Annotated in this window: 22 protein-coding genes; 16 read left to right on the top strand and 6 right to left on the bottom strand. The window is 56.2% G+C overall.

Annotation, left to right across the window (positions count from 1 at the left end):
* Positions 1–97: 97 nt before the first annotated feature.
* The 3 genes from M3A44_03180 to M3A44_03170 all read left to right on the top strand — a co-directional run bounded on the left by M3A44_03180 (position 98) and on the right by M3A44_03170 (position 4,737).
* Entirely contained in the window at positions 98–1,459 is a 1,362-nt protein-coding gene (locus M3A44_03180; GenBank protein MEQ6340660.1) for an MFS transporter, read from the top strand.
* 67 nt (positions 1,460–1,526) lie between these two features.
* Positions 1,527–2,048, top strand: a complete 522-nt coding sequence (ssb, locus tag M3A44_03175) for a single-stranded DNA-binding protein (protein MEQ6340659.1) — start codon at positions 1,527–1,529, stop codon at positions 2,046–2,048.
* A gap of 175 nt (positions 2,049–2,223) precedes the next feature.
* Positions 2,224–4,737, top strand: coding sequence for a glycogen/starch/alpha-glucan phosphorylase (locus M3A44_03170; protein MEQ6340658.1), 2,514 nt, complete (start codon positions 2,224–2,226; stop codon positions 4,735–4,737).
* Positions 4,738–4,827: 90 nt separating this feature from the next.
* On the opposite strand, the gene rho is transcribed toward M3A44_03170, so the two are convergent.
* Together rho and trxA are read right to left on the bottom strand one after the other, a co-directional pair.
* Positions 4,828–6,084, bottom strand: a complete 1,257-nt coding sequence (gene rho / locus M3A44_03165; GenBank protein MEQ6340657.1) for a transcription termination factor Rho — start codon at positions 6,082–6,084, stop codon at positions 4,828–4,830.
* 253 nt (positions 6,085–6,337) lie between these two features.
* Positions 6,338–6,664 (bottom strand): thioredoxin TrxA, encoded by a 327-nt coding sequence (gene trxA / locus M3A44_03160; GenBank protein MEQ6340656.1) that lies wholly within the window; start codon positions 6,662–6,664, stop codon positions 6,338–6,340.
* A gap of 170 nt (positions 6,665–6,834) precedes the next feature.
* On the opposite strand from trxA, the gene rhlB reads away from it, so the two are divergent.
* From rhlB to mtnB, 3 genes are read left to right on the top strand one after another with little or no spacing between them, the layout of a single operon-like run.
* Positions 6,835–8,139: an ATP-dependent RNA helicase RhlB gene (gene rhlB / locus M3A44_03155; protein MEQ6340655.1), complete on the top strand. Its 1,305-nt coding sequence runs from the start codon at positions 6,835–6,837 to the stop codon at positions 8,137–8,139.
* A gap of 37 nt (positions 8,140–8,176) precedes the next feature.
* Positions 8,177–8,719, top strand: coding sequence for a cupin domain-containing protein (locus M3A44_03150; protein MEQ6340654.1), 543 nt, complete (start codon positions 8,177–8,179; stop codon positions 8,717–8,719).
* 27 nt (positions 8,720–8,746) lie between these two features.
* A complete protein-coding gene (gene mtnB / locus M3A44_03145; GenBank protein MEQ6340653.1) occupies positions 8,747–9,376 on the top strand; it encodes a methylthioribulose 1-phosphate dehydratase in 630 nt (209 codons plus the stop codon).
* A gap of 2 nt (positions 9,377–9,378) precedes the next feature.
* Here the strand turns inward: mtnB and M3A44_03140 are convergent, their stop codons facing one another.
* Positions 9,379–9,615 (bottom strand): DUF2892 domain-containing protein, encoded by a 237-nt coding sequence (locus tag M3A44_03140; protein ID MEQ6340652.1) that lies wholly within the window; start codon positions 9,613–9,615, stop codon positions 9,379–9,381.
* A 291-nt stretch (positions 9,616–9,906) separates the two neighbouring features.
* Here M3A44_03140 and M3A44_03135 point away from each other — a divergent pair, with 291 nt between their 5' ends.
* Positions 9,907–10,539: a YchE family NAAT transporter gene (locus M3A44_03135; GenBank protein MEQ6340651.1), complete on the top strand. Its 633-nt coding sequence runs from the start codon at positions 9,907–9,909 to the stop codon at positions 10,537–10,539.
* Positions 10,540–10,626: 87 nt separating this feature from the next.
* Here M3A44_03135 and rsmI read toward each other — a convergent pair whose 3' ends face one another.
* The gene (gene rsmI, locus M3A44_03130) at positions 10,627–11,481 is read right to left on the bottom strand and encodes a 16S rRNA (cytidine(1402)-2'-O)-methyltransferase (GenBank protein MEQ6340650.1); all 855 of its coding nucleotides are present in this window, start codon (positions 11,479–11,481) and stop codon (positions 10,627–10,629) included.
* A 46-nt stretch (positions 11,482–11,527) separates the two neighbouring features.
* Here rsmI and M3A44_03125 point away from each other — a divergent pair, with 46 nt between their 5' ends.
* The 4 genes from M3A44_03125 (at position 11,528) to M3A44_03110 (ending at position 15,190) form a co-directional block, all read left to right on the top strand.
* Positions 11,528–12,688 carry a penicillin-binding protein activator gene (locus M3A44_03125; GenBank protein MEQ6340649.1) on the top strand — a complete coding sequence of 387 codons (1,161 nt, stop codon included), beginning with the start codon at positions 11,528–11,530 and terminating at the stop codon, positions 12,686–12,688.
* 5 nt (positions 12,689–12,693) lie between these two features.
* Positions 12,694–13,068: a YraN family protein gene (locus M3A44_03120; GenBank protein ID MEQ6340648.1), complete on the top strand. Its 375-nt coding sequence runs from the start codon at positions 12,694–12,696 to the stop codon at positions 13,066–13,068.
* 26 nt (positions 13,069–13,094) lie between these two features.
* The gene (dolP, locus tag M3A44_03115; protein ID MEQ6340647.1) at positions 13,095–13,676 is read left to right on the top strand and encodes a division/outer membrane stress-associated lipid-binding lipoprotein; all 582 of its coding nucleotides are present in this window, start codon (positions 13,095–13,097) and stop codon (positions 13,674–13,676) included.
* 131 nt (positions 13,677–13,807) lie between these two features.
* Positions 13,808–15,190, top strand: coding sequence for an FAD-binding protein (locus M3A44_03110; protein MEQ6340646.1), 1,383 nt, complete (start codon positions 13,808–13,810; stop codon positions 15,188–15,190).
* Positions 15,191–15,256: 66 nt separating this feature from the next.
* Here the strand turns inward: M3A44_03110 and M3A44_03105 are convergent, their stop codons facing one another.
* Complete coding sequence (locus tag M3A44_03105; protein MEQ6340645.1) at positions 15,257–15,607, bottom strand: type II toxin-antitoxin system PemK/MazF family toxin; 351 nt, start codon at positions 15,605–15,607, stop codon at positions 15,257–15,259.
* On the bottom strand, positions 15,600–15,836 hold the full coding sequence (locus M3A44_03100; protein MEQ6340644.1) for a ribbon-helix-helix protein, CopG family: 237 nt from the start codon (positions 15,834–15,836) through the stop codon (positions 15,600–15,602). The genes M3A44_03105 and M3A44_03100 overlap by 8 nt, the downstream gene beginning before the upstream one ends.
* A gap of 326 nt (positions 15,837–16,162) precedes the next feature.
* Here M3A44_03100 and M3A44_03095 point away from each other — a divergent pair, with 326 nt between their 5' ends.
* The 5 genes from M3A44_03095 (at position 16,163) to pyk (ending at position 23,509) form a co-directional block, all read left to right on the top strand.
* The gene (locus tag M3A44_03095) at positions 16,163–17,224 is read left to right on the top strand and encodes a sorbosone dehydrogenase family protein (GenBank protein ID MEQ6340643.1); all 1,062 of its coding nucleotides are present in this window, start codon (positions 16,163–16,165) and stop codon (positions 17,222–17,224) included.
* Between the two features lie 230 nt (positions 17,225–17,454).
* Positions 17,455–19,449 carry a transketolase gene (gene tkt / locus M3A44_03090; GenBank protein MEQ6340642.1) on the top strand — a complete coding sequence of 665 codons (1,995 nt, stop codon included), beginning with the start codon at positions 17,455–17,457 and terminating at the stop codon, positions 19,447–19,449.
* Positions 19,450–19,625: 176 nt separating this feature from the next.
* Positions 19,626–20,630, top strand: coding sequence for a type I glyceraldehyde-3-phosphate dehydrogenase (gap, locus tag M3A44_03085; protein MEQ6340641.1), 1,005 nt, complete (start codon positions 19,626–19,628; stop codon positions 20,628–20,630).
* Between the two features lie 115 nt (positions 20,631–20,745).
* A complete protein-coding gene (locus M3A44_03080) occupies positions 20,746–21,927 on the top strand; it encodes a phosphoglycerate kinase (GenBank protein ID MEQ6340640.1) in 1,182 nt (393 codons plus the stop codon).
* A gap of 136 nt (positions 21,928–22,063) precedes the next feature.
* Complete coding sequence (gene pyk, locus M3A44_03075; protein ID MEQ6340639.1) at positions 22,064–23,509, top strand: pyruvate kinase; 1,446 nt, start codon at positions 22,064–22,066, stop codon at positions 23,507–23,509.
* Positions 23,510–23,533 lie beyond the last annotated feature (24 nt).

Genomic DNA, 23,533 nt, shown 5'->3' with positions numbered 1-23,533 from the left:
GACTAGGTCTGCTAGTATACGCCCTTTTACCCTCATCAGGCAAAGAGCAGAGCACACCGTGGTTCGACGAACAAAACAACACGCAAATCAACAGGGCATGAATCCGGGGGAACGCAAGGCCGCGTTTTCGCTTTCCAGTATCTATGCGCTACGCATGATGGGATTGTTCATGATCCTGCCAGTGTTTTCGCTCTACGCGCACGATCATCTGAGTGGCGCCACGCCCATGCTGATCGGCCTGGCGATTGGGATTTACGGTCTCGCCAATGCCGTTTTCCAGATCCCCTTCGGCATGCTGTCCGACCGTTTCGGGCGCAAGCCCATCATCGCATTCGGCTTGGTGATCTTCGCCATCGGCAGCGTGGTGGCCGCGCTGGCCGACTCAATCACTGGCGTCATCATTGGCCGTGCCTTGCAGGGTGGCGGGGCCATCGCCGCCGCCGTCATGGCGCTGGCCGCCGATCTCACCCGCGAGGAACACCGCCTCAAAATCATGGCCGTGATCGGCATGACCATCGGCCTGTCATTCTCCCTGTCATTCGTCATCGGGCCTGTCCTCAACGGCTGGATCGGCGTGCCCGGCATTTTCTGGCTCACCGCCGTGCTGGCGCTGAGCGGCATCGCCGTGTTGCATTTCGGCGTGCCGCAACCGGAGCACAGCACATTCCATCGCGATGCCGAGGCCGTCCCGGCGCAATTCAAGGATATTCTTGCGGATAAAGAGTTGCTGCGCCTGAATTTCGGCATCTTCGCGCTGCACATGATTTTGATGGCGAGCTTTGTGGTGGTGCCGGTGGCACTGCGTGACCATGCCGGGCTTGATGCCGGTCAGCACTGGATGGTTTATCTGGGCGTGCAACTGATTTCGATGGTGGCGATGGTGCCGCTCATTATCCAGGCCGAAAAGCACCGCCGCATGAAACAGGTGTTCGTAGGATCGGTCATAGCGGTAGCGCTGAGTCAAGCCGGACTGACCTTCGCCCATGATTCGCTGGTAGGCATCTCGTTGTTGCTGGTGCTGTTTTTTATGGCGTTTAATGTGCTGGAAGCCACGCTGCCCTCACTGATCGCAAAGACCGCGCCTTCTCATAAAAAGGGCACGGCGATGGGCGTCTACTCCACCACCCAGTTTTTGGGGGCCTTTTGCGGCGGTACTTTGGGCGGCTGGTTATACGGCGCCTTCGGCCTGGGAAGCGTATTTTTGCTGTGCGCCATTATCGCGGCGGCCTGGGCGGGGCTGGCGGCAACCATGAGATCGCCACGTTACCTGAGCAATCATATGGTGAATGTCGGCATGGTCGACGAGGGGCAGGCGCGCGAACTGGCCGCGCGCATGGCGCAAGTCAAAGGGGTGGCCGAAGTTACGGTCATTGCCGAAGACGGCGTCGCCTACCTCAAGGTTGATCCGCATATTTTGGATAATGACGCACTACGTGAATTTTCGGCGGTGAAGGCGTAAGATAGTTGTTACAAATCTCCAGCTTGTTAAGTACCCCTGAAACCCGAAATCTATTAAGAGGCCCCCTATGGCAAGAGGCATTAACAAAGTCATTCTGATCGGCAACCTCGGCAAAGACCCGGAAGTGCGCTATATGCCCTCCGGATCCGCCGTAGCCAACATAACCGTCGCCACCGCCGATAGCTGGAAGGATAAGCAGACCGGCGAAAAGAAGGAAAGTACCGAGTGGCACAACGTAGTATTTTTCAACCGCCTCGCGGAGATCGCGGGCGAATATCTCAAAAAAGGCTCGAAGGTGTATATCGAGGGCTCGCTCAAGACGGAGAAATACCAGGATAAAACCACGGGCGCTGACCGCTATATCACCAAAATTGTGGCCAGCGAGATGCAAATGCTTGATGGTCGCGCTGGTGGCGGGGGGGATTTCTCCTCTGAAGGATCGCGCGCAGCCTCCTCTCAGGGGGATAGACCGTCTTCGCAGGGAGGTGGGCGCAGCTCAAATACCCAGAACGAAGGACAGAAAGGTTCAGGGTCACAACCGGCACCTGGCGGGAATTTTGATGATTTTGACGATGACATCCCGTTTTGAAGCCTGAGTCCAAAAGGTACAAGTAATAGGCGCCCTTCGGGGTGAAAGATGGCCCCGCTCGATGCGGGGTTTTCTTTTTGTGGGTCAACCCGAATGTTTAGAAATAAATCAGTTGTCCGATAACTAAGGGACACCACTGCTGGAATTTATCACTAAGGGAGAATGGAATATGCCGATGAAAAGTACCATGCGTTCCTTCAAGTACGATTACATGGGTCTGGACGCCGAGTCCATCAAATACTCAATGGCCAATCGACTTGAATACGAAGTAGGCAAGGATCTTCATACCGCCACTGATCGCGACTGGTACAACGTCACGGCCTACGCGGTGCGTGACCGCCTCATGGAGCGCTGGATGGAAACCATGCGCACCTATTACCGCGAAGACGCCAAGCGTGTCTATTACCTCTCCCTGGAATTCCTGATTGGCCGCACACTGAGCAACAGCCTGCTTAACGTAGGGATTCAGGGAGAATGTGAACAGGCCTTGCATGACATCGGGCTTAATCTGGAGGAGATCCGCGAACTGGAGCCGGATGCGGCATTGGGTAATGGCGGTCTGGGGCGGCTGGCGGCGTGTTTTCTTGATTCCATGGCGACGCTTGGCATACCGTCGTATGGCTATGGCATCCGTTATGAATATGGCATGTTCACTCAACGTATCGAGAATGGCCATCAGGTTGAACACCCTGAGAATTGGCTGCGCTACGGCAATCCCTGGGAGTTCTCGCGTCCCGAAGTACTCTATCCCGTGAAATTTCATGGCCGGGTCGTGGAATATCCTGATGAAACAGGCCAGAAGCGCTACCACTGGGTTGATGCAGATGAGGTCATGGCGATGGCCTATGACACACCGATCCCAGGCTATAACACCAACACCGTGAACAATATGCGCCTGTGGTCTGCCAAGGCGACGCGCGATTTTAATTTGAAATATTTCAACGAAGGCAATTACATTAAGGCCCTGGAGGATAAAAATGAATCTGAAAATCTCTCCAAGGTACTCTATCCCGATGACACCACCGCGATGGGCCGAGAGCTGCGGCTAAAACAGCAATATTTCTTTGTCAGCGCATCATTGCAAGACATTCTGCGCCGCTTCCAGAAGGCTCATTTCCACTTCGACAAGCTGCCGGACAAGGTGGCCATTCAGCTTAACGATACCCATCCGGTACTGGCTATTCCCGAATTGATGCGGATATTGATGGATCTCCATGGCCTGTCGTGGGCGCGTGCCTGGAATATCACGGTGCGTACCTTCTCATACACCAATCACACGCTGCTGCCCGAGGCGCTGGAAACCTGGCCGGTGAAGTTGTTTGAGGAAATGTTACCGCGCCATCTGCAGATTATTTATGAAATCAACCACCACTTCCTGAAAGATGTTATGCATCAATATCCCGGCAATTTCGATTTGCTGCGGCACATGTCGATTGTCGATGAGAATAATGGGAAGCGCATTCGCATGGGGCACCTGGCCGTAGTCGGCAGCCATAAAGTGAACGGTGTCGCGGCGCTACATACCCTCTTGATGAAGTCGTCCACCTTTGCCGACTTTGACCGCTTTTACCCCGGCAAGATCGTCAACAAAACCAACGGTATCACGCCACGGCGCTGGTTGCATCATGCCAACCCACTATTGTCCGATCTTATTACCTCGCGTATTGGCGACGCGTGGACAGCAAATCTTGATGAGCTGAAGAAGCTGGCTCCACTGGCCGATGATCCCGTTTTCAGAGATGAGTTTCGTGCTGTCAAGCGCGCCAATAAGGAGCGGGTTACCGGCTTGGTCAAGAAACACCTAGGCATAGACGTGAATCCTGATGCGATGTTTGATGTGCATATTAAACGCATTCATGAATATAAGCGCCAGTTGCTAAACGTGCTGCATATCATTACGGTGTACAACCGCATCCGGTTCAATACCGGCACGCATGTCGTGCCACGCCTGGTGATTTTTGCCGGCAAGGCGGCACCGGGTTATGCCATGGCCAAACTTATTATCAAACTCATCAATGACGTTGCCGACATCGTGAATAACGATCCGGCCATTGGCAGTCGCCTGAAGGTGTTGTTTGTTCCCAACTACAATGTCTCCACGGCGGAAGATCTCATCCCGGCCAGCGATCTCTCGCAACAGATATCCACAGCGGGCACAGAGGCTTCCGGCACAGGCAATATGAAACTCGCGCTTAACGGTGCCCTTACCATCGGCACGCTGGACGGAGCGAATGTTGAAATCCGCGAAGAGGTGGGTGAGGATAATATTTTCATCTTTGGGCTGACGGCCCAGCAGGCCGAGGAAGTGCGCAGAAATGGCTATAACCCGTGGGATTACTACCATGCAAACCACGAGTTGAAGCAAGTGCTCGACATGATCAGCTCGGGCTATTTCTCGCCCGACGAACCTGATCTGTTCAAGCCCATCATTGACGCTTTGACGCATGGTGGCGATCATTACCTGCTGCTTGCCGATTATGCTTCATATATATCTGCGCAAGAACGGGTTGCCGAGCTTTATGCCGATCCTCAGGAATGGACACGCAAGGCCATTCTCAACGTGGCGCACATGGGGAAATTCTCCAGTGACCGCACCATCCGTGAATACGCGGAGGAAATATGGGATGTCAAACCGGTAAAGATCACGCTGGAACAGCGGACGGAGAGTAAGAAGGTTAAGCAGAAATAATAACGGGCGGACATAAAGTCCGCCCGTTATTATTGGCAGCATAGTCTGTAGGCCGGGGTGTTGTTAACGCACCCTGACCTACAAAAACCGTCACCGCCTCATTGAATCAAAAAACTCTGAATTGGTCTTGGTCGCCTTGAGTTTGTCGAGCAAAAACTCCATCGCAGCCAGATCTTCCATGGGGTGCAACAGCTTGCGCAGAATCCACATCTTTTGCAACTCGTCCGGGTGCGTCAGCAGTTCTTCGCGGCGCGTGCCGGAGCGGTTGATGTTGATGGAGGGGTAAATGCGCCGCTCGGCGATCTTCCGGTCCAGGTGGACTTCCATGTTGCCGGTACCTTTGAACTCTTCGTAGATCACGTCGTCCATGCGCGAGCCGGTATCGATCAAGGCGGTGGCGATGATGGTCAGGCTGCCGCCTTCCTCAATGTTGCGTGCCGCGCCAAAGAAGCGCTTCGGGCGGTGCAGTGCGTTGGCATCGACACCACCGGTGAGCACTTTGCCCGACGAAGGGATTACAGTGTTGTAGGCGCGTGCCAGACGGGTAACGGAATCAAGCAGGATCACCACGTCGCGCTTGTGTTCGACCAGGCGCTTGGCTTTTTCAATCACCATTTCAGCGACCTGCACATGGCGGCTGGCAGGCTCATCAAAGGTGCTGGAGACTACCTCGCCACGTACCGAGCGCGCCATCTCTGTCACTTCTTCCGGGCGCTCGTCAATCAGCAGCACGATCAGGTAACATTCGGGGTGCTTGGCGGCGATGGACTGGGCGATATGTTGCAGCATCATGGTCTTACCGGCCTTGGGCGGCGATACGATCATGCCGCGCTGGCCTTTCCCGATGGGCGCTACCAGATCAATGACGCGTGCGGTCAGGTCTTCTGTGCTGCCATTGCCGATTTCCATGGTAAGCCGTTCGTTGGCGAACAGCGGCGTCAGGTTCTCGAACAGCACCTTGTTCTTAGCGTTCTCGGGTGCCTCGAAGTTGATCTCGCTTACCTTCAGCAGCGCGAAGTAACGCTCCCCTTCTTTTGGAGGGCGGATCTTGCCGGAAATGGTGTCGCCGGTGCGCAGATTGAAGCGCCGGATCTGGCTGGGCGAGACATAGATATCATCCGGGCCGGCCAGATAAGAGCTGTCCGCCGAGCGCAGGAAGCCGAAGCCATCCTGCAGGATCTCCAGAACGCCGTCGCCGGAGATGTCTTCGCCTTTGTGCGCATGGCCCTTGAGAATGGCGAAGATCACGTCTTGCTTGCGTGACCGGGCCATGCCCTCGATGCCCATGGATTGCGCGAGGTCGATCAATTCAGAGGGTGATTTTTGTTTAAGTTCAGTCAGGTTCATGATGGATGATCGTCAGGTTTTGGAATGGGTGTGCAGATGAAGTTAAAGAAACGAATGGCCCTGTATGTAGGGACGCCCGTATGTTTCTCGTGCCGCTGATGTGTTGCTGGGGGAGGTTCCGCTGTTGCCAGAAATACTGGCACTGCTCGAATAAATTATTTGCGATTTTTGTAAAGCTACCACTAAAATGGGGCCACGTCTAGCCCCCCGCGGATTAAATTGCGAGAGGCTATTGTAGGGCGCACGATACAGATTAAAGATTGCTATCAATAAACGCCGTCAATTGAGACTTGGATACGGCGCCCACCTTGGTGGCTTCAACATTGCCATTTTTAAACAGCATGAGGGTGGGGATGCCGCGTATGCCGTATTGAGACGGCGTCGCTGGATTTTCGTCAATGTTGAGCTTGGCGACCTTAACTCTGCCCGCATATTCTTCAGATATTTCGTCCAGAATCGGGGCGATCATCTTGCAGGGGCCGCACCATTCGGCCCAGAAATCGACCAGTACCGGCGTATCGCTTTTAAGCACCTCGTTGTCGAAGGTGGCGTCGGTGACATAAATGATGTTTTTGCTCACGTTAATGCGTCTCCGATTGATTGATGTGGGTTTGAGAGCCCTGTTTTTATTGTTATATGGCCTCTTACAGAGGTTTGATATTTATATTAAGGTTTATTTTCTCACATTCAAGCCTAATCTGCTGCATATTTCAAGTCCAATCGCCCGGCAATTCTGTTATTCTTTGATTTATGAACGATCATTTGTCAGATATCTCATTCTCCAGTTTTGATTTTCCCGATTCCTTGAGGCAAGGAATCGAAGACGCGGGGTTTTCCCGTTGTACGCCGATCCAGGCTGCAACCCTGCCGCTGGCGCTGTCGGGCAAGGATGTTGCGGGACAGGCGCAAACCGGCACCGGCAAAACAGCTGCTTTCCTGCTGGCGGTGATGAATCACCTGCTGACGGTGCCCGCCTCTCCAAAGCGGCGGCCCAACCAGCCGCGCGCCGTGATATTGGCGCCGACCCGCGAATTGGCGATCCAGATTCACAAAGACGCACTCCTTTTAGGCAGCCATGCCGGCCTCACTCTAGGATTGGTCTACGGAGGGACAGGCTACGAAGCGCAGCGCGCCATGTTCGATGATGGTGTGGACATCCTGATCGGCACGCCGGGCCGCATCATTGATTACTTCAGGCAGGGCGTGTTTGACTTGAAGGCTGTGCAGGTGGCGGTGCTGGATGAGGCTGACCGTATGCTTGACCTTGGTTTCATCAAGGATATCCGTTTCCTGCTGCGCCAGCTGCCCAAGCCCGACAAGCGTCTCAGCATGTTGTTTTCGGCGACCCTGTCGCTGCGCGTCACCGAGCTTGCCTACGAGCACATGAATAACCCCCAGCTCGTGAAAATCGAGAGCGATAAGGTGACGGCTGACAATGTCTCACAGATCATTTATCACACCGCTAGCGAAGAAAAAATACCTGCGCTGATCGGTCTGCTGAAACATATGGATCCCAAACGCACCATTGTTTTCGTCAACACCAAGCGCGCGGCCGACCAGGTGTGGGCTCATCTTGAAAGTAATGGCTTCAAAGCTGCCATATTGTCGGGCGATGTGCCGCAGAACAAGCGCATGTCGTTGCTGGAGCAATTCCAGCAAGGCGAGCTGCCCGTGCTGGTCGCCACCGATGTCGCGGCGCGCGGCCTGCATATTTCCGAAGTCAGTCATGTGTTCAACTTCGATCTCCCGCAGGATGCCGAGGATTATGTGCATCGCATTGGCCGCACTGCGCGTGCCGGTGCAAGCGGCGATGCGATCAGCTTTGCCTGTGAGGAATATGCCTTTTCGATTCCTGAGATCGAAGAATACATCGGCCACAAAATCCCGGTAGGCCGCCTCAGCGACGACGTGCTGGCTACGCCTGTGACGCCTGCCGTCGTGGCTGGGCGGCATAGCGGGGCGGGGGACCGCATGCGTAGTCGACCCACCCCCTCCGGCCAGAAGCGCCACGGGAGTTCGGCTTCAAGACCGGCGCACAGGCCGAGAAAAGCATAAGTTCAGGAAATCATTTTGTGAAATTAAGGAGCGAAACATGGCGCGCATGATCTTTCCCGACCAGACCGACACGCGGGATTTGTCCGTTATCCAAGCCAAGTTGACGACGATAGGCATCACACTGCGCCATTGGCCGGCGCCTGCTCAGTTACGCAGCCTGGAGTTGATGGGGAAGGCGGTGCTGGATGACACCGAAAAGCAGGAACTGCTCGCTGTCGTGGATGACCGCTTTGAGGAGCTAAAGCGCGAGGCGGGATATGTCACACGCGACATGATCGTGATTCATGAAAACATCCCCGGCCTTGCCGAAATGCTCGCCAAATTTGAAAAAATCCACTACCACACCGACGATGAGGTGCGGTACATCCTGGCAGGCAAGGGGTATTTCGGTTTTGTAGAGCCCGATGGCAAGCAGTTCATGCTTGAAGTGACTGCGGGTGATTATATTAATGTCCCCGCCAACACTGAGCACTGGTTCATTCTGGGTGATTCCAAACGCATCAAGGCGGTGCGTTACTTTATCGACACCAGCGGCTGGACACCCGTTTATACCGGGCGCCCTTTACAATTCACTGCCTGAGCGGCGAACCTTCCCAGGAGAGCGGCTTTGGCAATCACCCTAGACCAGCTTGCGCCACGCGCAGCCCTTGTCGAAATCGCGCGCGACTTTCATGCGCGCGGCTGGATGGCCGGCACGGCGGGTAACCTTAGCATCCGCGCGGACGACAGCAGCTTCTGGATCACCGCCAGTGGCCTACCCAAGGGACGCTTGGAAGAAACGGATTTTCTGCGGATGCGCATTCAGGATGGGGATGTTGTAGAGCGATTACACGCTAACGCCAAACCCTCTGCCGAGTGTTCCATCCATCAAGTGGTCTACCAACATTTTCCCGATGCGGGTGCTTGCCTGCATGTGCATTCCGTGGACGCTTGCCTGGCGTGCGAAGACATCCCTTCAGACGTACAGGAAATGCCATTACCGCCCTTGGAGATGGTGAAGGGCCTAGGGATATGGGAGCAGCTTCCCAGTGTCGCATTGCCGTTGTTCGACAATCTGCTCGATGTTGCGCGCATAGCGGTGGCTATTGACCAGCGCTTCCAGGTTACTGCACCGCGCATCCCCGCGCTGATGATACGCGGGCACGGCATCACCGTGTGGGGCGGCGATGCGCAGGAGGCCTACAACCGCGTAGAGATTGTTGAATTCATCATGAGTTATCTCGCGCGGCGCAGATAAACTTACGCGGTCTTGCGGCCTGATGAGCAGGGGGCCGTGGCGGGCACGCCCAACTTCGTCAGGATCATGTCCATCAGGCACCAGTTGGTGATGCCGCTCTGGAACAAATTCGCCCCGACAAATGCCGTGAACCATAGCCAGTTCACGTTATGAAATACCGGGCTGGCCTCAACACCCAATGCCAAGGACAGCAAGATAAAAAAACCGGCGATGATGCGGACAGTGCGATTGATAGTCATGGCGTGGCCCTTTAGTTTATTAGATAACGCTAATATACATGCGCGCGCAGTATATTTCAATCTGTGAAACGGCGATTGGACATTGTGCCCTTCACCGTAAAGGCATTGCGCTCTTTACGGGTGTGACAATGTCGCGGGTACCGGGTGGGTGTGGGTTTCGGGGTGCAGGGCTTACCCTGGCACTGAAAGTCGTGCAGCTTGCACCATGTCCCGATGAAAAAGGATGACGCTCCTTTTTCTATTTTAAAATTTTCCGAGGGGCGCTGAAAGTGTGTGGAGAAGAGGGCGATCATGACTGACTGGGGCCATTACGCGAAGGTTTTTACTGCCATCTTCGTCATTGTCAACCCGCTTGGCGCTGTCCCTTTATTTCTGAGTCTCACGGCTGACCGCTCTATCAGGGAACGCCATCGTATGCCACGCATCACGGCGCTATCGGTGGCCATCGTGTTGGCCGTGGCATGCCTGGCGGGCGACACGATTTTGGGTTTCTTCGGCATCAGCATCGCCTCGTTTCGCGTGGGCGGCGGCATTCTTATCCTGTTGATGGCCGTTGCCATGATGAATGCCTCCACCGTGGCCGCCAAACATACGCCAGAGGAGGCGGCAGAGGCGGCAGACAGGCAGAGCGCCGCGGTTGTCCCGCTGGCGATCCCGATACTCGCCGGCCCCGGCGCCATCAGTACCGTAATCATATATGCCCATCAGGAAGCAAACTGGCTGGGGGTGGCGTTGGTCATCGTGAGTTGCACGGTTGTCGCGCTCACAGTGTGGGCGGCCCTGCGCATGGCGCTCCCATTGAGCACGATGCTCGGACGAACCGGCATCAATATTGTCACGCGCCTTATGGGGCTGCTGCTTGCCGCTATATCAGTGGAGTTTATCGTGGACGGGTTACGTCAACTGCTTCCAGGGTTAAGTTAGCTGACGTACGCTGTGCGCACGTCAAAGGTAACGAATAGCTAATGACCAGGGTATTCCCCTCCCGTAAAAGCTAACCCTTGCACTCAACTATTCGCTACCGATTATTGTGACCGCCAGATCATATAAAAAGTTCTTTTTCTGCCCAGTAAGTTTTGCAGCCAGCAAGGCGGCCTGCTTTACCGGCAGTTCGCTTAGCAGGATGCGCAGTACTCGTTCCGCTTCGGCGCTGCCTTCCGTTTCGTCGCGTGGCGCGGCGCCATGGACAAGGACGACAAACTCGCCCTTTTGCTGATGAGCGTCGGCGCCCATCCAATCGCACAGCGCCCCCAGCGTATCGCCATGAATAGTCTCGAACATCTTGGTCAGTTCACGTGCCACCACCGCCCTCCGGTCCGCGCCGAACACCTGCGCCATGTCGTTCAGGGAGTCGAGGATGCGGTGGGATGACTCAAAAAACGCTATGGTACGAGTGTCATTGGCAAGTTCAGTCAGCCGGTGGCGGCGGGCCGCCGACTTGGCAGGTAAAAAGCCTTCAAAGATGAAGTGGTCTGTCGGTAGGCCAGAGGCCGATAGCGCGCTGATCAGGGCGCTGGGGCCGGGGATCGGTATGACACGTATCCCCTGTTCGCGTGCCGCGCGTACCAGATGATAGCCGGGGTCGCTAACCAGCGGTGTGCCTGCGTCGCTGATCAGTGCAATTGATTCGCCAGCCTGCAAGCGACCTACCAGTTCGGCACAACGCTCGCGCTCATTGTGTTCGTGGACGGCGATGCACGGTGTTTTGATGCCGAAATGTCGAAGTAGCGGCAGGCTGTGGCGGGTGTCCTCGGCGGCAATCACGTCGGCCGCTGACAGCGCCCCCACCGCGCGCGGTGACATGTCGCCAAGATTGCCGATAGGCGTCGCCACGACGTAAAGCACACCCTTATTGTTGTTTGACACTGCTTGAGATCCTCAAAAACCACCGGACATGGCATATAATCATGCCATGCAACCAAGTTTAGTCATAGCCAAATACATATCCTTCCTGCTGCTCGGTGCAACGCTGGTGTGTGCGGGGCGTGCCTTTGCCATCAATCCAGGTGACGTTGTTGCCGCAATACCGGAGCAGTCGCGCCTGGCCGAGCCGCCCGCCAATATCGCGTTGTTGTTGCCTTCCAGTGGCCCGTTTGCAAAAACAGCGGTTGCGCTGCGTGACGGCTTTTTCGCGGCCTATTATCAGCGTCTCAACAAGCTTTATCAGCCCACCATCCGGCTCTATGACGCAGGCACTCAGCCTGCTGCGGTGCTGGCGGCGTATCGGCAGGCATTGGCGGAAGGTGCGAATGTGGTGATTGGGCCGCTGGACAAGGACGGCGTGAAGGCGCTGGCGCGCAGTGCTGATTTGGCCGTACCCACGCTGACACTTAACTATGCCGAGGACGAAAATGCCAAGCCCGGCAATCTTTTCCAGTTCGGTCTGGCGCCGGAGGATGAGGCGCGCGCGGTGGCGGAGCGCGCGTGGCAGGATGGCCGCCGCCAAGCTGTCGCGTTAATCCCCGTGGGGGAGTGGGGCGCGCGGGTGTTTAACACGTTTAAAGCACGGTTTGAGGAGCTTGGCGGCAGCGTGGTTGCGCAACAGACATACGACCCGGCGGGTAGCGATTTCGCAACCCCTGTGCGCACGCTATTCAATATCAGCAGCAAGGAGCGCCGCCGCCGTCAGGATGTGGATGCCTTGTTCATGGTCGCCTTTCCACGTCAGGCGCGCCAGATCCGCCCCCAGCTGAACTTTAACTTTGCGGGCGATGTGCCGGTTTACGCCACCTCGCATGTTTACACAGGGCGGATTGATAAAAATGCCGATACCGATGTAAATGATGTGCTGTTTTGCGATATGCCCTGGGTGCTGGAGGAGGGGCAACAGGCCCTGTCGCGTATCATTTCTCAGCGCTGGCCTCAATCCGCAGACCAGTTCAAGCGTCTCTATGCATTGGGCGTGGACGCTTATAATCTCTTGCCTTACCTGAGCAGAATGCGTGCAGATCCCAGTGAACGTATGGCGGGAGAGACCGGCAACCTGAGTCTGGATAAAGGGCAGCGTATTCACCGGGCATTGGTGTGTGCACGTTTCGTGGATGGCGAGCCGCGTATCATCGCGCAGCCTTGAACGATATGATCCCGCCAAGCGGAAGGCCGCCGGTGCGCGGGGGCGAGGCGGAAGACCTGGCCTGCCGCTACCTGCTGGAGCGCGGCCTGCAACTGGTGGAGCGCAACTACCATTGTCCGTGCGGCGAAATTGATCTGGTCATGCGCCATGCGGGCAGCCTCGTGTTTGTCGAGGTCCGCTACCGGCGCAGTGCGCGCTTTGGCAGCGGCGCGGAGAGCATCGACCGGCGCAAGCAGGCCAAACTTACCGCCACTGCGTTACACTATCTGCAATCGCACAGGGCTGCGGCCAAGTGCCCGGCGCGTTTTGATGTAATCTCGATTTCGCCTGGCGCGCAGCATGACGAAGTGCTCTGGATACAAAATGCGTTTGGGGCATGATGCCATTAATAAAATAGGAGGTTGACGTGAATAGAAAACTGTCTTTACTGATGATCAATGGATTATTGACGGCTGCATTGTTGCAGGGCTGCGCCGGGGCGATTATTGCGGGTGGTGCAACCGGTGCCGCCGTGGCCAGCGACCGCCGCACGGTAGGGGAAGTAGTGGATGATCAGTCTATTGAATTCAAGGCGATGCGGGCGATATTCTCCGATTCGGAATTGTCGGACAAGGCGCGCATCAGCATCACCAGCTTTAACGGTGTAGTGCTGTTAACCGGACAGGCGCCCACCGAGGAACTCCGTACACGCGCTGCCGACAAGGTCAAAGGCATTACAAAAGTGAAACGGGTACATAGCGAAATTACCGTCGGCCAGCCCATCGCATTTCAGACCGCCAGCCGCGATTCCTGGATCACCACCAAGGTCAAAACCATGTTGCTGGGCGCAAAAGAAATCAGCGCCAATGATATCAAGGTGGTCACCGACAGCAGCGTTGTTTACCTGATGGGCGTAGTGACCCGCAAAGAAGCGGATATTGCCAGTGACATCGCCAGCCGCACCGACGGCGTGGAGCGCGTGGTCAGGATTTTTGAATATCTTGACTGAAGACTTAACAACAGAGAGCGCAGAGAACGCGGAGATTTTCCGACGTTATTCCCCTTAACTCCGATGTCTCTGCGATCTTCGCGTGCTCTGTGGTTAAAACGAAATCCTTTTGCGGTAGATATTAGAAGACCATGATACCGCCCGTCTTTCTGGAGCAGCTCACGGCCATTGCCGGAGCAGAAAATGTGCTGAGCGATGCCGCCGACTGCTGGCCGTATGGCTATGACAACAGCCGGCGCCATGCGTTACCCGATGCAGTGGTCTTCGCCACCACGCACGAACAAGTGCGTGACATTGTGCGACTGTGCAATCGCCATGATGTGCCGCTGGTGCCGCGCGGGCGGGGTACCGGCACCACTGGCGCCACCGTGCCATTGCGCGGTGGTCTCGTGATGGCGTTGGAGCGCATGGATCGTATTCTGCGCGTCGACCCGGACAACCGCGTCATGGTAGTGGAGCCGGGCGTCACCAATCAGCAGGTGCAAGACGCCGCCGCCACGCACGGCTTTTTCTGGCCGCCCGACCCCACCAGTGCCGCTTTCTGTACGGTGGGCGGTAATCTGGCCTATAACTCCGCCGGCCCGCGCGCCGTCAAATATGGTACGCCGCGTGAAAATACCCTGGGTTTGCACGCGGTCACCGGTGCGGGCGAGGAAATTCGCACGGGGGTCTACACCACCAAGGGCGTTGTCGGCTACGACCTCACGCGGCTGATCATTGGCTGCGAGGGCACGCTGGCGATCATTACCGAAGCGACGCTGAAACTCACCCCATTGCCGGAGACCAAGCGCACCCTGCGCGCCGTCTACAGCGACATGCGCGCCGCTGCCGCCGCCGTGTCACGCATCATGGCGCAACCCGTCACACCGTGCGCGCTGGAATTCATCGACGGCCGCGCAATCGAGATGATACGCAGCTATTCCAAGGCCGATCTGCCAACAGGGGCAGGGGCGTTGCTGATGATCGAAGTGGACGGTTCGCAGGCCGCGATGGATGATGCGGTTGCGGCAGTGAGCCGCGCGGCGCAAGGCGAAGGGCTGCTGGATCTATGGGCCGCCCGCACCCCTCAGGAAGTCAGCGATTTGTGGGCAACACGCAAGGCGCTGTCCCCCGCCTTGCGCACGATTGCGCCCAAAAAGATCAATGAAGATGTCGTGGTACCGGTATCGCGCATGGCCGAGCTTATCGACGGCCTGGACGTGCTGGCGCGAGAGCACAACATCACCATCGTCAATTTTGGGCACGCCGGCAATGGCAACATCCACGTCAATCTGCTTGTCGACCCCGATGACCCGGTACAGATGCATAATGCCGAACACTGTCTTGATAAGGTTTTCAGCCTCGTGCTGGCGCTGAATGGCACACTCTCCGGTGAACACGGCGTAGGCATCGAAAAGCGCGATTTCGTCAGCCGTGAGATTGACCCACCCACCCTGGCATTGATGAAACGCATCAAGGACCAGTTCGACCCCAAAGGGATACTTAACCCGGACAAAATGTTTCCGGCAGGCTGAGAGGCTGTGAAAAAATCCCCACCTGCTGCTTGAAACTCTCCGAAACGGGTGACGAGAACCCGGAGACTAAACAGATAGGATATCCAGTACTTCTATCAATGCTTGATCCACCCGTCTCATGAATTCTGGGGTGCATTGAAGCAATGGGCCTTGGATCAACTGTTTGTTATCAATGGCACGTAATTGGTCGAGCAGGAGATCTGATTCCTTGTCGAGATCAGATTGGGCGGTGATACGCAAACGCAGTGGTTCGGCATCTTCTATCAAGTGGGTAGTGAGCGGTACAACGAGGGTAGAAGGATGCTCCGCATCCAGTAAGGCTTGGCTTTGCACGATCAGCACAGGCCGGATTTTACCAGGCTCCGTGCCGCGGCCGGGATTGAGATTGGCGAGCCAGATGCTCCCGCGCTTACGCATTAGGAGCGTCTTCTATTATGCTAAATTCGGCGTTGACACGCATGCTTTCCACCCGCACGCGCTGGGAAGCTTTGATCATGCGGTCACGGCGCTGCTGGGAGGTGACCTCTGCATTCAATGTTTCAATTGCCCGGCGGATGTATTCGGCCCGCGGTATTTGCAATTCGTGGGCGTGTTTGTCAGCCTCATTGAGGAGATCATCTGGTAGGCGAACTGAGACTGTAGTCATATGTGTAATCCATATTGTATTTATAAATCAATATATGTAATTCACATCATGAAAGCAATTAAATTTTTAACTAATTGATTATGTATAATTTTTAATTAATTTCCATGACTCTTGAGAAAACAACAACTGTCTTTAAACCTAGAAACGGTAGTCGATCGCTTCTATTGAGTGACCAAGATAGTTGGCGTCCAGTGCGCCCCGGATTACGTTTCACTTCATCCGGGCTACTTGCTTTCCCGGCTATCCGTGGTGATGGCATGGGTGGCGTTGCCGGCAGGAAAAGCCATCGCCAAGCCCGTTTCATCATTCGCCTTATTTTGCTCCTTATGTTGTCGAATGCCGCCTGCAACGCGGCAGACCCGCCACTAGACAGAATCAAACTGCCCCCCGGATTCAAAATCGGCATCTATGCCCAGAATGTAGACGGGGCGCGCTCGATGGCACTCAGCCCCAACGGAACGCTGTTCGTCGGCACACGCAGCGCGGGCAAAGTCTATGCAATTCTCGACCGCAACAAGGACAACAAGGCCGACGAGATCATCACTCTCGCCAGTGGTCTCAACTCACCCAATGGTGTGGCATTCCGCGACGGTGCGTTGTATGTCGCCGAAATCAACCGCGTGCTGCGTTTCGATAACATCGAGACTCGCCTCAAAAACCCACCCGTCCCCGTTGTGGTCAGCGACAGCTTTCCGACGGAACAGCATCACGGCTGGAAATTCATCCGCTTTGGCCCGGATGGCAAGCTCTACGTGCCGGTCGGGGCACCTTGCAATATCTGCGACGAACCGGGGTATGCAGAAATCACGCGCATGGATGCGGATGGCAAGAATCAGGAAACCTATGCCCGCGGCGTGCGCAATACTGTGGGCTTTGACTGGCACCCGACAACCAAGGAGCTGTGGTTCACCGACAATGGCCGCGACTGGCTGGGCGATAATCAGCCGCCCGATGAGCTGAATCATGCGCCGCGCAAGGACATGCACTTCGGCTATCCCTACTGCCATGGCAAGGATATCGCCGATCCCGAATTCGGCAAAGCACGCAAGTGCGACGAGTTCACCCCGCCCGCCATGTCGCTCGGCCCCCATGCCGCCACCCTCGGCATGCGTTTTTACACCGGCACGATGTTCCCCGAAAAATACCGCAACCAGATCTTTATCGCTGAACATGGCTCATGGAACCGCAGCATCAAGATCGGCTACCGCGTCACCATGGTGTACCTCGAAGGCAGCCGAGCCGTGAAATACCAGCCCTTCGCCGAAGGCTGGCTGCAAGGCAACAGCGCCTGGGGCCGGCCGGTGGATGTGCAGGTCATGCCCGATGGGGCGCTGCTGGTATCGGATGATGCCGCCGATGCGATTTACCGCATCGGCTACTCGCCTTGACCGTAAAGGCAGAATCACTTGCACAAATACTTCTGAGTGAGAAATCCGTGATTTCCGACAGTCATCCTCAATAGGGAATATGCGGTAATACCGTGTGCTTTCCACAGCATTTGGACGCCCGCTATTGCCGAATAGTCCAATCTAAGAGAAAATAACATTCTTTGGGTCCTGAAAAGATCGGGTCAACTTTAGATTTAGCGTTGTTTTTTAAAGAGTTAGAGGAAAAATGCATGTCTGCTTCCCGTAAAGATTTAGCCAATGCCATTCGCGCGCTTGCGATGGACGCCGTACAGAAGGCCAACTCTGGGCACCCCGGCGCGCCCATGGGCATGGCGGAAATCGCGGAAGTTTTGTGGAACCACCATTTGCGCCATAACCCGGCCAACCCCAAATGGCCAGACCGCGACCGCTTCGTGCTCTCGAATGGCCATGGCTCGATGCTGTTGTATGCACTGTTGCACCTCACCGGCTATGACCTGCCGATGGAAGAGATCAAGCGCTTCCGCCAGTTGCACTCCAAGACCCCTGGGCATCCTGAATACGGTTACGCGCCTGGTATCGAGACCACCACCGGCCCGTTGGGCCAGGGCATCACCAATGCCGTCGGCATGGCGATTGCCGAAAAGGTGCTGGCTGCCGAGTTTAACAAGCCCGGCCATGAAATCGTCAACCACCACACCTATGTGTTTCTGGGTGACGGCTGCTTGATGGAGGGTATTTCCCACGAGGCCTGTTCGCTGGCCGGCACGCTGGGTCTGGGCAAGCTGATTGCCTTCTACGACGACAACGGCATTTCCATCGACGGTCATGTCGAAGGCTGGTTTACCGATGACACCCCCAAGCGCTTCGAGGCCTACGGCTGGCACGTGATCCCGAACGTTGACGGCCATAATACAGCGGCGATTGAGGCGGCGATTGAGGCCGCCAAGGCCAATACCGACAAGCCCACGATGATCTGCTGCAAAACGGTGATCGGCATGGGCTCACCCAACAAGTCAGGCAGCCATGATTGCCATGGCGCCGCGCTGGGCGACGCGGAAGTGGCCGCAACTCGCGCCAACATCGGCTGGAACTATCCTCCCTTCGAGATCCCCAAGCATGTTTACGAGGGTTGGGATGCTCGCACCAAAGGTGAAGGCCTTGAGAAGCTGTGGAGCAACAAGCTTGCCGAATATGCTGCGATCTATCCCGCCGAGGCTGCCGAGTTCACGCGCCGCATGAGCGGCGAGCTGCCTGCGAATTGGAGTGAGCACGTTGATGCTTTCATAGCCAATGTCAACACCAAAGGCGAGACTATCGCTACACGCAAGGCCTCGCAAAACAGCATCGAAGGCCTCGCGCCCGCGCTGCCAGAACTGCTCGGCGGTTCCGCGGATCTGGCCAGCTCCAACCTGACACTGTGGTCTGGTTCGCGCGGCGTATCCAAAAAGGATGGCGGCAACTACATCTACTACGGCGTGCGCGAGTTCGGCATGGCCGCCGCCATGAATGGCATGGCGTTGCACGGTGGCGTGATTCCTTACGGCGCGACCTTCCTGATGTTCTCCGAATATGCCCGCAATGCCCTGCGCATGGCGGCGTTGATGAAGATTCGTTCAATCTTTGTGTTCACCCATGACTCCATTGGCCTGGGCGAAGACGGCCCGACCCACCAGCCTGTTGAACAGACTGCCACGTTGCGTCTCATCCCCAATATGGATGTGTGGCGCCCCTGCGATACACTGGAGTCCGCTGTTTCCTGGGCGCGCGCCATTGAGCGCAAGGATGGCCCGAGCAGCCTGATCTTCAGCCGCCAGAATCTGCCTTTCCAGAAGCGCGATGCGGCTACCATTGCCAACGTCAGCAAGGGCGGTTATGTTCTCTCCGAGGCCGCAGGCGGCAAGCCTAAGGTTGTGCTGATTGCCACCGGCTCTGAAGTGGCCCTGGCGACAGGTGCGCAACAAGTCTTGGCGGAGCAAGGCATCGCCGCGCGCGTGGTGTCCATGCCTTCCACCAACGTCTTTGACCGTCAGGACCAGGCCTATAAAGACAGCGTACTGCCCAAGGGTATAGTGCGTGTGGCCGTGGAAGCCGGTGTGACCGAGTGCTGGCATAAATATGTCGGCCTTGAGGGCGCAGTGGTCGGTATCGACACTTTCGGCGAATCAGCCCCGGCGGGCGATCTGTTCAAGGAGTTCGGCTTCACCGTGGACAATGTCGTAAAGACTGTCCTGGGCGTTCTCTGACAAATTAAAAATGTAGGGTGTGCCGTGCGCACCGAGCGATATTGCTGAATGATGTCGTGGCGCGTGAGTCGCACCCTGCGTTCTGAAATCAAGAATTATCAGCTTGGGTTGGCCGCTGGAATTGGCTGACCCGGCGAGAAAGATTTTTTTATTTATTAATCGTTGGAGTTAAACCTATGGCTATCAAAATCGGCATCAACGGCTTTGGCCGTATTGGACGTATGGTGTTCCGCGCGGTCACGCAGGAATCCGAATTTAAAGATATCGAGATCGTCGGCATCAACGACCTGCTCGAGCCGGACTACCTGGCCTATATGCTGCAATATGATTCGGTGCATGGCCGTTTCAAGGGCGACATTTCCGTGGACAACAACACCCTGATCGTGAACGGCAAGAAGATCCGTCTTACCGCCGTCAAGGATCCCTCCGAGCTGAAGTGGAACGAAATCGGCGCCGACATCGTCATCGAATCCACCGGCCTGTTCCTGACCAAGGAAACCTGCCAGAAACATGTCGATGCGGGTGCCAAGAAAGTGGTGCAGAGCGCGCCTTCCAAGGATGACACCCCGATGTTCGTCTATGGTGTCAACCACAAGACCTACACCGGTCAAGCGATCGTCTCGGCGGCTTCCTGCACCACCAACTGCCTGGCGCCGGTGGCCAAGGTGCTGAACGACAATTTCGGCATCAAGCGTGGTCTGATGTCCACCGTACATGCCGCGACCGCCACCCAGAAGACTGTCGACGGTCCTTCCACGAAGGATTGGCGCGGTGGCCGTGGTATCCTGGAAAACATCATTCCGTCCTCGACCGGCGCCGCCAAGGCTGTGGGCGTGGTCTTGCCGGAATTGAAGGGCAAGCTGACCGGCATGGCGTTCCGCGTGCCGACTTCTGATGTTTCGGTGGTCGACCTGACCGTTGAGCTGAACAAAGAGGCGACCTACGCCGACATCTGCGCTGCGATGAAGGCTGCCTCTACAGGTGAGCTGAAGGGTGTCCTGGGCTACACTGATGAGAAAGTGGTGTCTACGGACTTCCGTGGCGTCAGCGCTCCCTCCATCTTTGATGCCGAGGCCGGTATCGCCCTGGATAGCACTTTCGTCAAGGTGGTCTCCTGGTACGATAACGAGTACGGCTACACCTGCAACATGATGCGCATGGTGCAGCACGTCGCCAAGTAAAAAATGTTGGGCGGGTTGGCGTATTTTGCCTAACCCGCCCTGTTTTTTACTAAAGAGCTATCAGCCAAGGCGCCTGCCTTCGCTGATGACTTTTAACTTCAGCCAGGAGTAAACCATGCCTGTTATCAAAATGTCCGATCTCGACCTCGCTGGAAAGCGGGTGTTGATCCGTGAAGATCTCAATGTGCCGCTCAAAAATGGTAAGGTGTCCGATGACACCCGCATTCGCGCCTCCCTGCCGACCATCCAGTTGGCGGTAAAGGCGGGCGCCAAGGTGATGGTCATGTCGCATCTGGGCCGCCCTGAAGAAGGCGTTTACAGCGAAGAGAACTCCATGAAGCCCGTCGCGGAGCATCTGTCCGGCCTGCTCGGCAAGCCGGTAAGGGTCGTCAAGGACTATCTTGGCGGCGTCGATGTCGTCCCCGGCGAGGTGGTGGTCTTCGAGAATGTGCGCTTCAACAAGGGCGAGAAGAAGAACTCTGATGACCTTTCCAGACAATATGCCGCGCTGTGCGACATCTATGTGATGGATGCCTTCGGTACCGCGCACCGCGCCGAGGCATCCACCCACGGCGTTGCCAAATTCGCCCCCACAGCCTGCGCCGGTCCGCTGCTGGCCGCCGAGCTGGAAGCGTTGGGCAAAGCGCTGGACAAGCCCGCGCGCCCCATGGTCGCCATTGTTGGCGGCTCGAAAGTGTCGACCAAGCTTACTGTGCTTAAATCATTGTCGAAAATCGTGGATCAACTGATTGTTGGCGGCGGTATCGCCAATACCTTTATCCTGGCGGAAGGCAATAAAGTGGGTAAATCGCTGGCGGAAGCCGATTTGGTGCAGGAAGCCAAAGACATCATTGCCGAGGCCCGCGCCAAAGGCGGTGATGTGCCTGTTCCGGTGGATGTGGTGTGCGGCAAGGAGTTCTCCGAGTCCGCCGTTGCCACATTGAAGGATGTTAAAGACGTGGCCGATGATGACATGATTTTCGACTTCGGCCCCAAGTCCAGCAAACAATTGGAAGAAATCATCGCCAATGCCGGCACCATTGTATGGAACGGCCCGATTGGCGTTTTTGAATTTGATCAGTTCGGCAACGGTACCAAGGCGCTGTCGCTGGCTATCGCCAATTCCAAGGCCTTCTCCATCGCAGGCGGTGGGGACACGTTGGCAGCGGTGGCCAAGTATAATATTGCTGATAAGATTTCCTATATCTCCACCGGTGGTGGCGCCTTCCTTGAGTTTTTGGAAGGAAAGAAGCTGCCTGCTGTGGCGATTTTAGAAGAACGTGCTGCGAAGAAGTGAAAATGTCGCGCAGAGCCGCAAAGAGTTGATGCACAAAAAACCACTGTGACAGGCAAGTGGAACATATAGCAAAGATATCGCATTAAACTGCGCGGTTTTGCGTGAATAATCTGGATTATGCTACGGAGTTATTGATTTGCTAAGACGAACCAAGATTGTTGCAACACTCGGGCCCGCCACCGATGATCCAAAAGTGCTGGATGGCGTTATCGAGGCGGGTGTCGATGTGGTGCGCCTTAATTTTTCTCACGGTTCCTCCGAGGATCACAAGCGGCGCGCCGAGGCAGTGCGCAACCGAGCGGTTGCTTATGGTCGTCAGGTGGGCGTGCTGGTGGACTTGCAGGGTCCCAAGATCAGGATTGACCGTTTCCGTGATGGCAAGATTATTCTCGTTGAGGGCGCGCGGTTTGTCCTGGATGCAAGCTGCGGTGTCAACGACGGCGATCAGGAACGGGTCGGGCTTACCTACAAAGATTTGCCTAATGATGTGAATCGCGGCGATACCCTGTTGCTTGACGACGGTCGTATCGTGCTTTGGGTGGAACAGGTCACAGGTAAGCAAATTATTTGCCAGGTGGTCGTGGGCGGCGCGCTCTCCAATAACAAAGGAATCAACCGCCAGGGCGGTGGTTTGTCCGCAGCGGCCATCACTGATAAAGACCGCGCTGACATCATAACCGCGGCGGAAATCCAGGCGGATTATGTGGCGGTATCCTTTCCGCGCAGCGCGGCTGATGTTAATTATGCCCGCAGCCTGCTGCGCGCCGCTGGTGGCCATGGCAGCATTGTGGCGAAAATTGAGCGCGCCGAGGCCATTGAAGATCTTGAAGAAATCATTGCCGCCACCGATGCGGTGATGGTTGCGCGCGGTGATCTGGGTGTCGAAATTGGCGATGCCGAGTTGCCCGCCGTGCAAAAGCGCATCATCAAGCTGGCTCGCTCCATGAATCGGGTGGTGATCACCGCTACCCAGATGATGGAGTCGATGATTGAAAACCCGATCCCGACCCGCGCCGAAGTTTTCGACGTGGCTAATGCGGTGCTGGATGGCACGGATGCGGTGATGCTCTCGGCGGAGACCGCGAGCGGCAAATACCCCGCCAAAGCGGTGGCCGCGATGCACCGCATCTGTTTCGAGGCGGAAAAACAGCCCTTGGCGACGACTTCCGACCACCGCCTCAATACCCACTTCGGGCGCATTGACGAGGCTATCGCAATGGCGTGCATGTATACTGCGAATCACCTTGGTGTGAAGGCGATCGCGGCGTTGACCGAATCCGGCTCCACGCCTTTGTGGATGTCACGCATCAGCTCCGGCATCCCGATCTATGCCCTGACGCCGCACGTGGCGACGCGTAGAAAAGTGACCCTGTACCGTGGCGTGTATCCCCTCAGCTTTGATGTCAACTCCACCGATCATCCATTGGTGAACAAGGAGGCCATAGATGAGCTGGTGCGGCGTGGCGCGGTGCGTGATGGTGATCTTGTAATTATCACCAAGGGCGATTTGACCGGAGTAGAGGGCGGAACCAACGCCATGAAAATTGTGCGGGTGGGCGATCTTGTTGCTCCCCAAAGTTGACGGATGCGCTCAACTGGTGAATCA

It is taken from the genome of Gammaproteobacteria bacterium, from assembly GCA_040183005.1.
Taxonomy (GTDB): Bacteria; Pseudomonadota; Gammaproteobacteria.
Note: the sequence above shows the minus strand (reverse complement) of the source record. Positions and strands in the feature narration are given on the sequence as shown.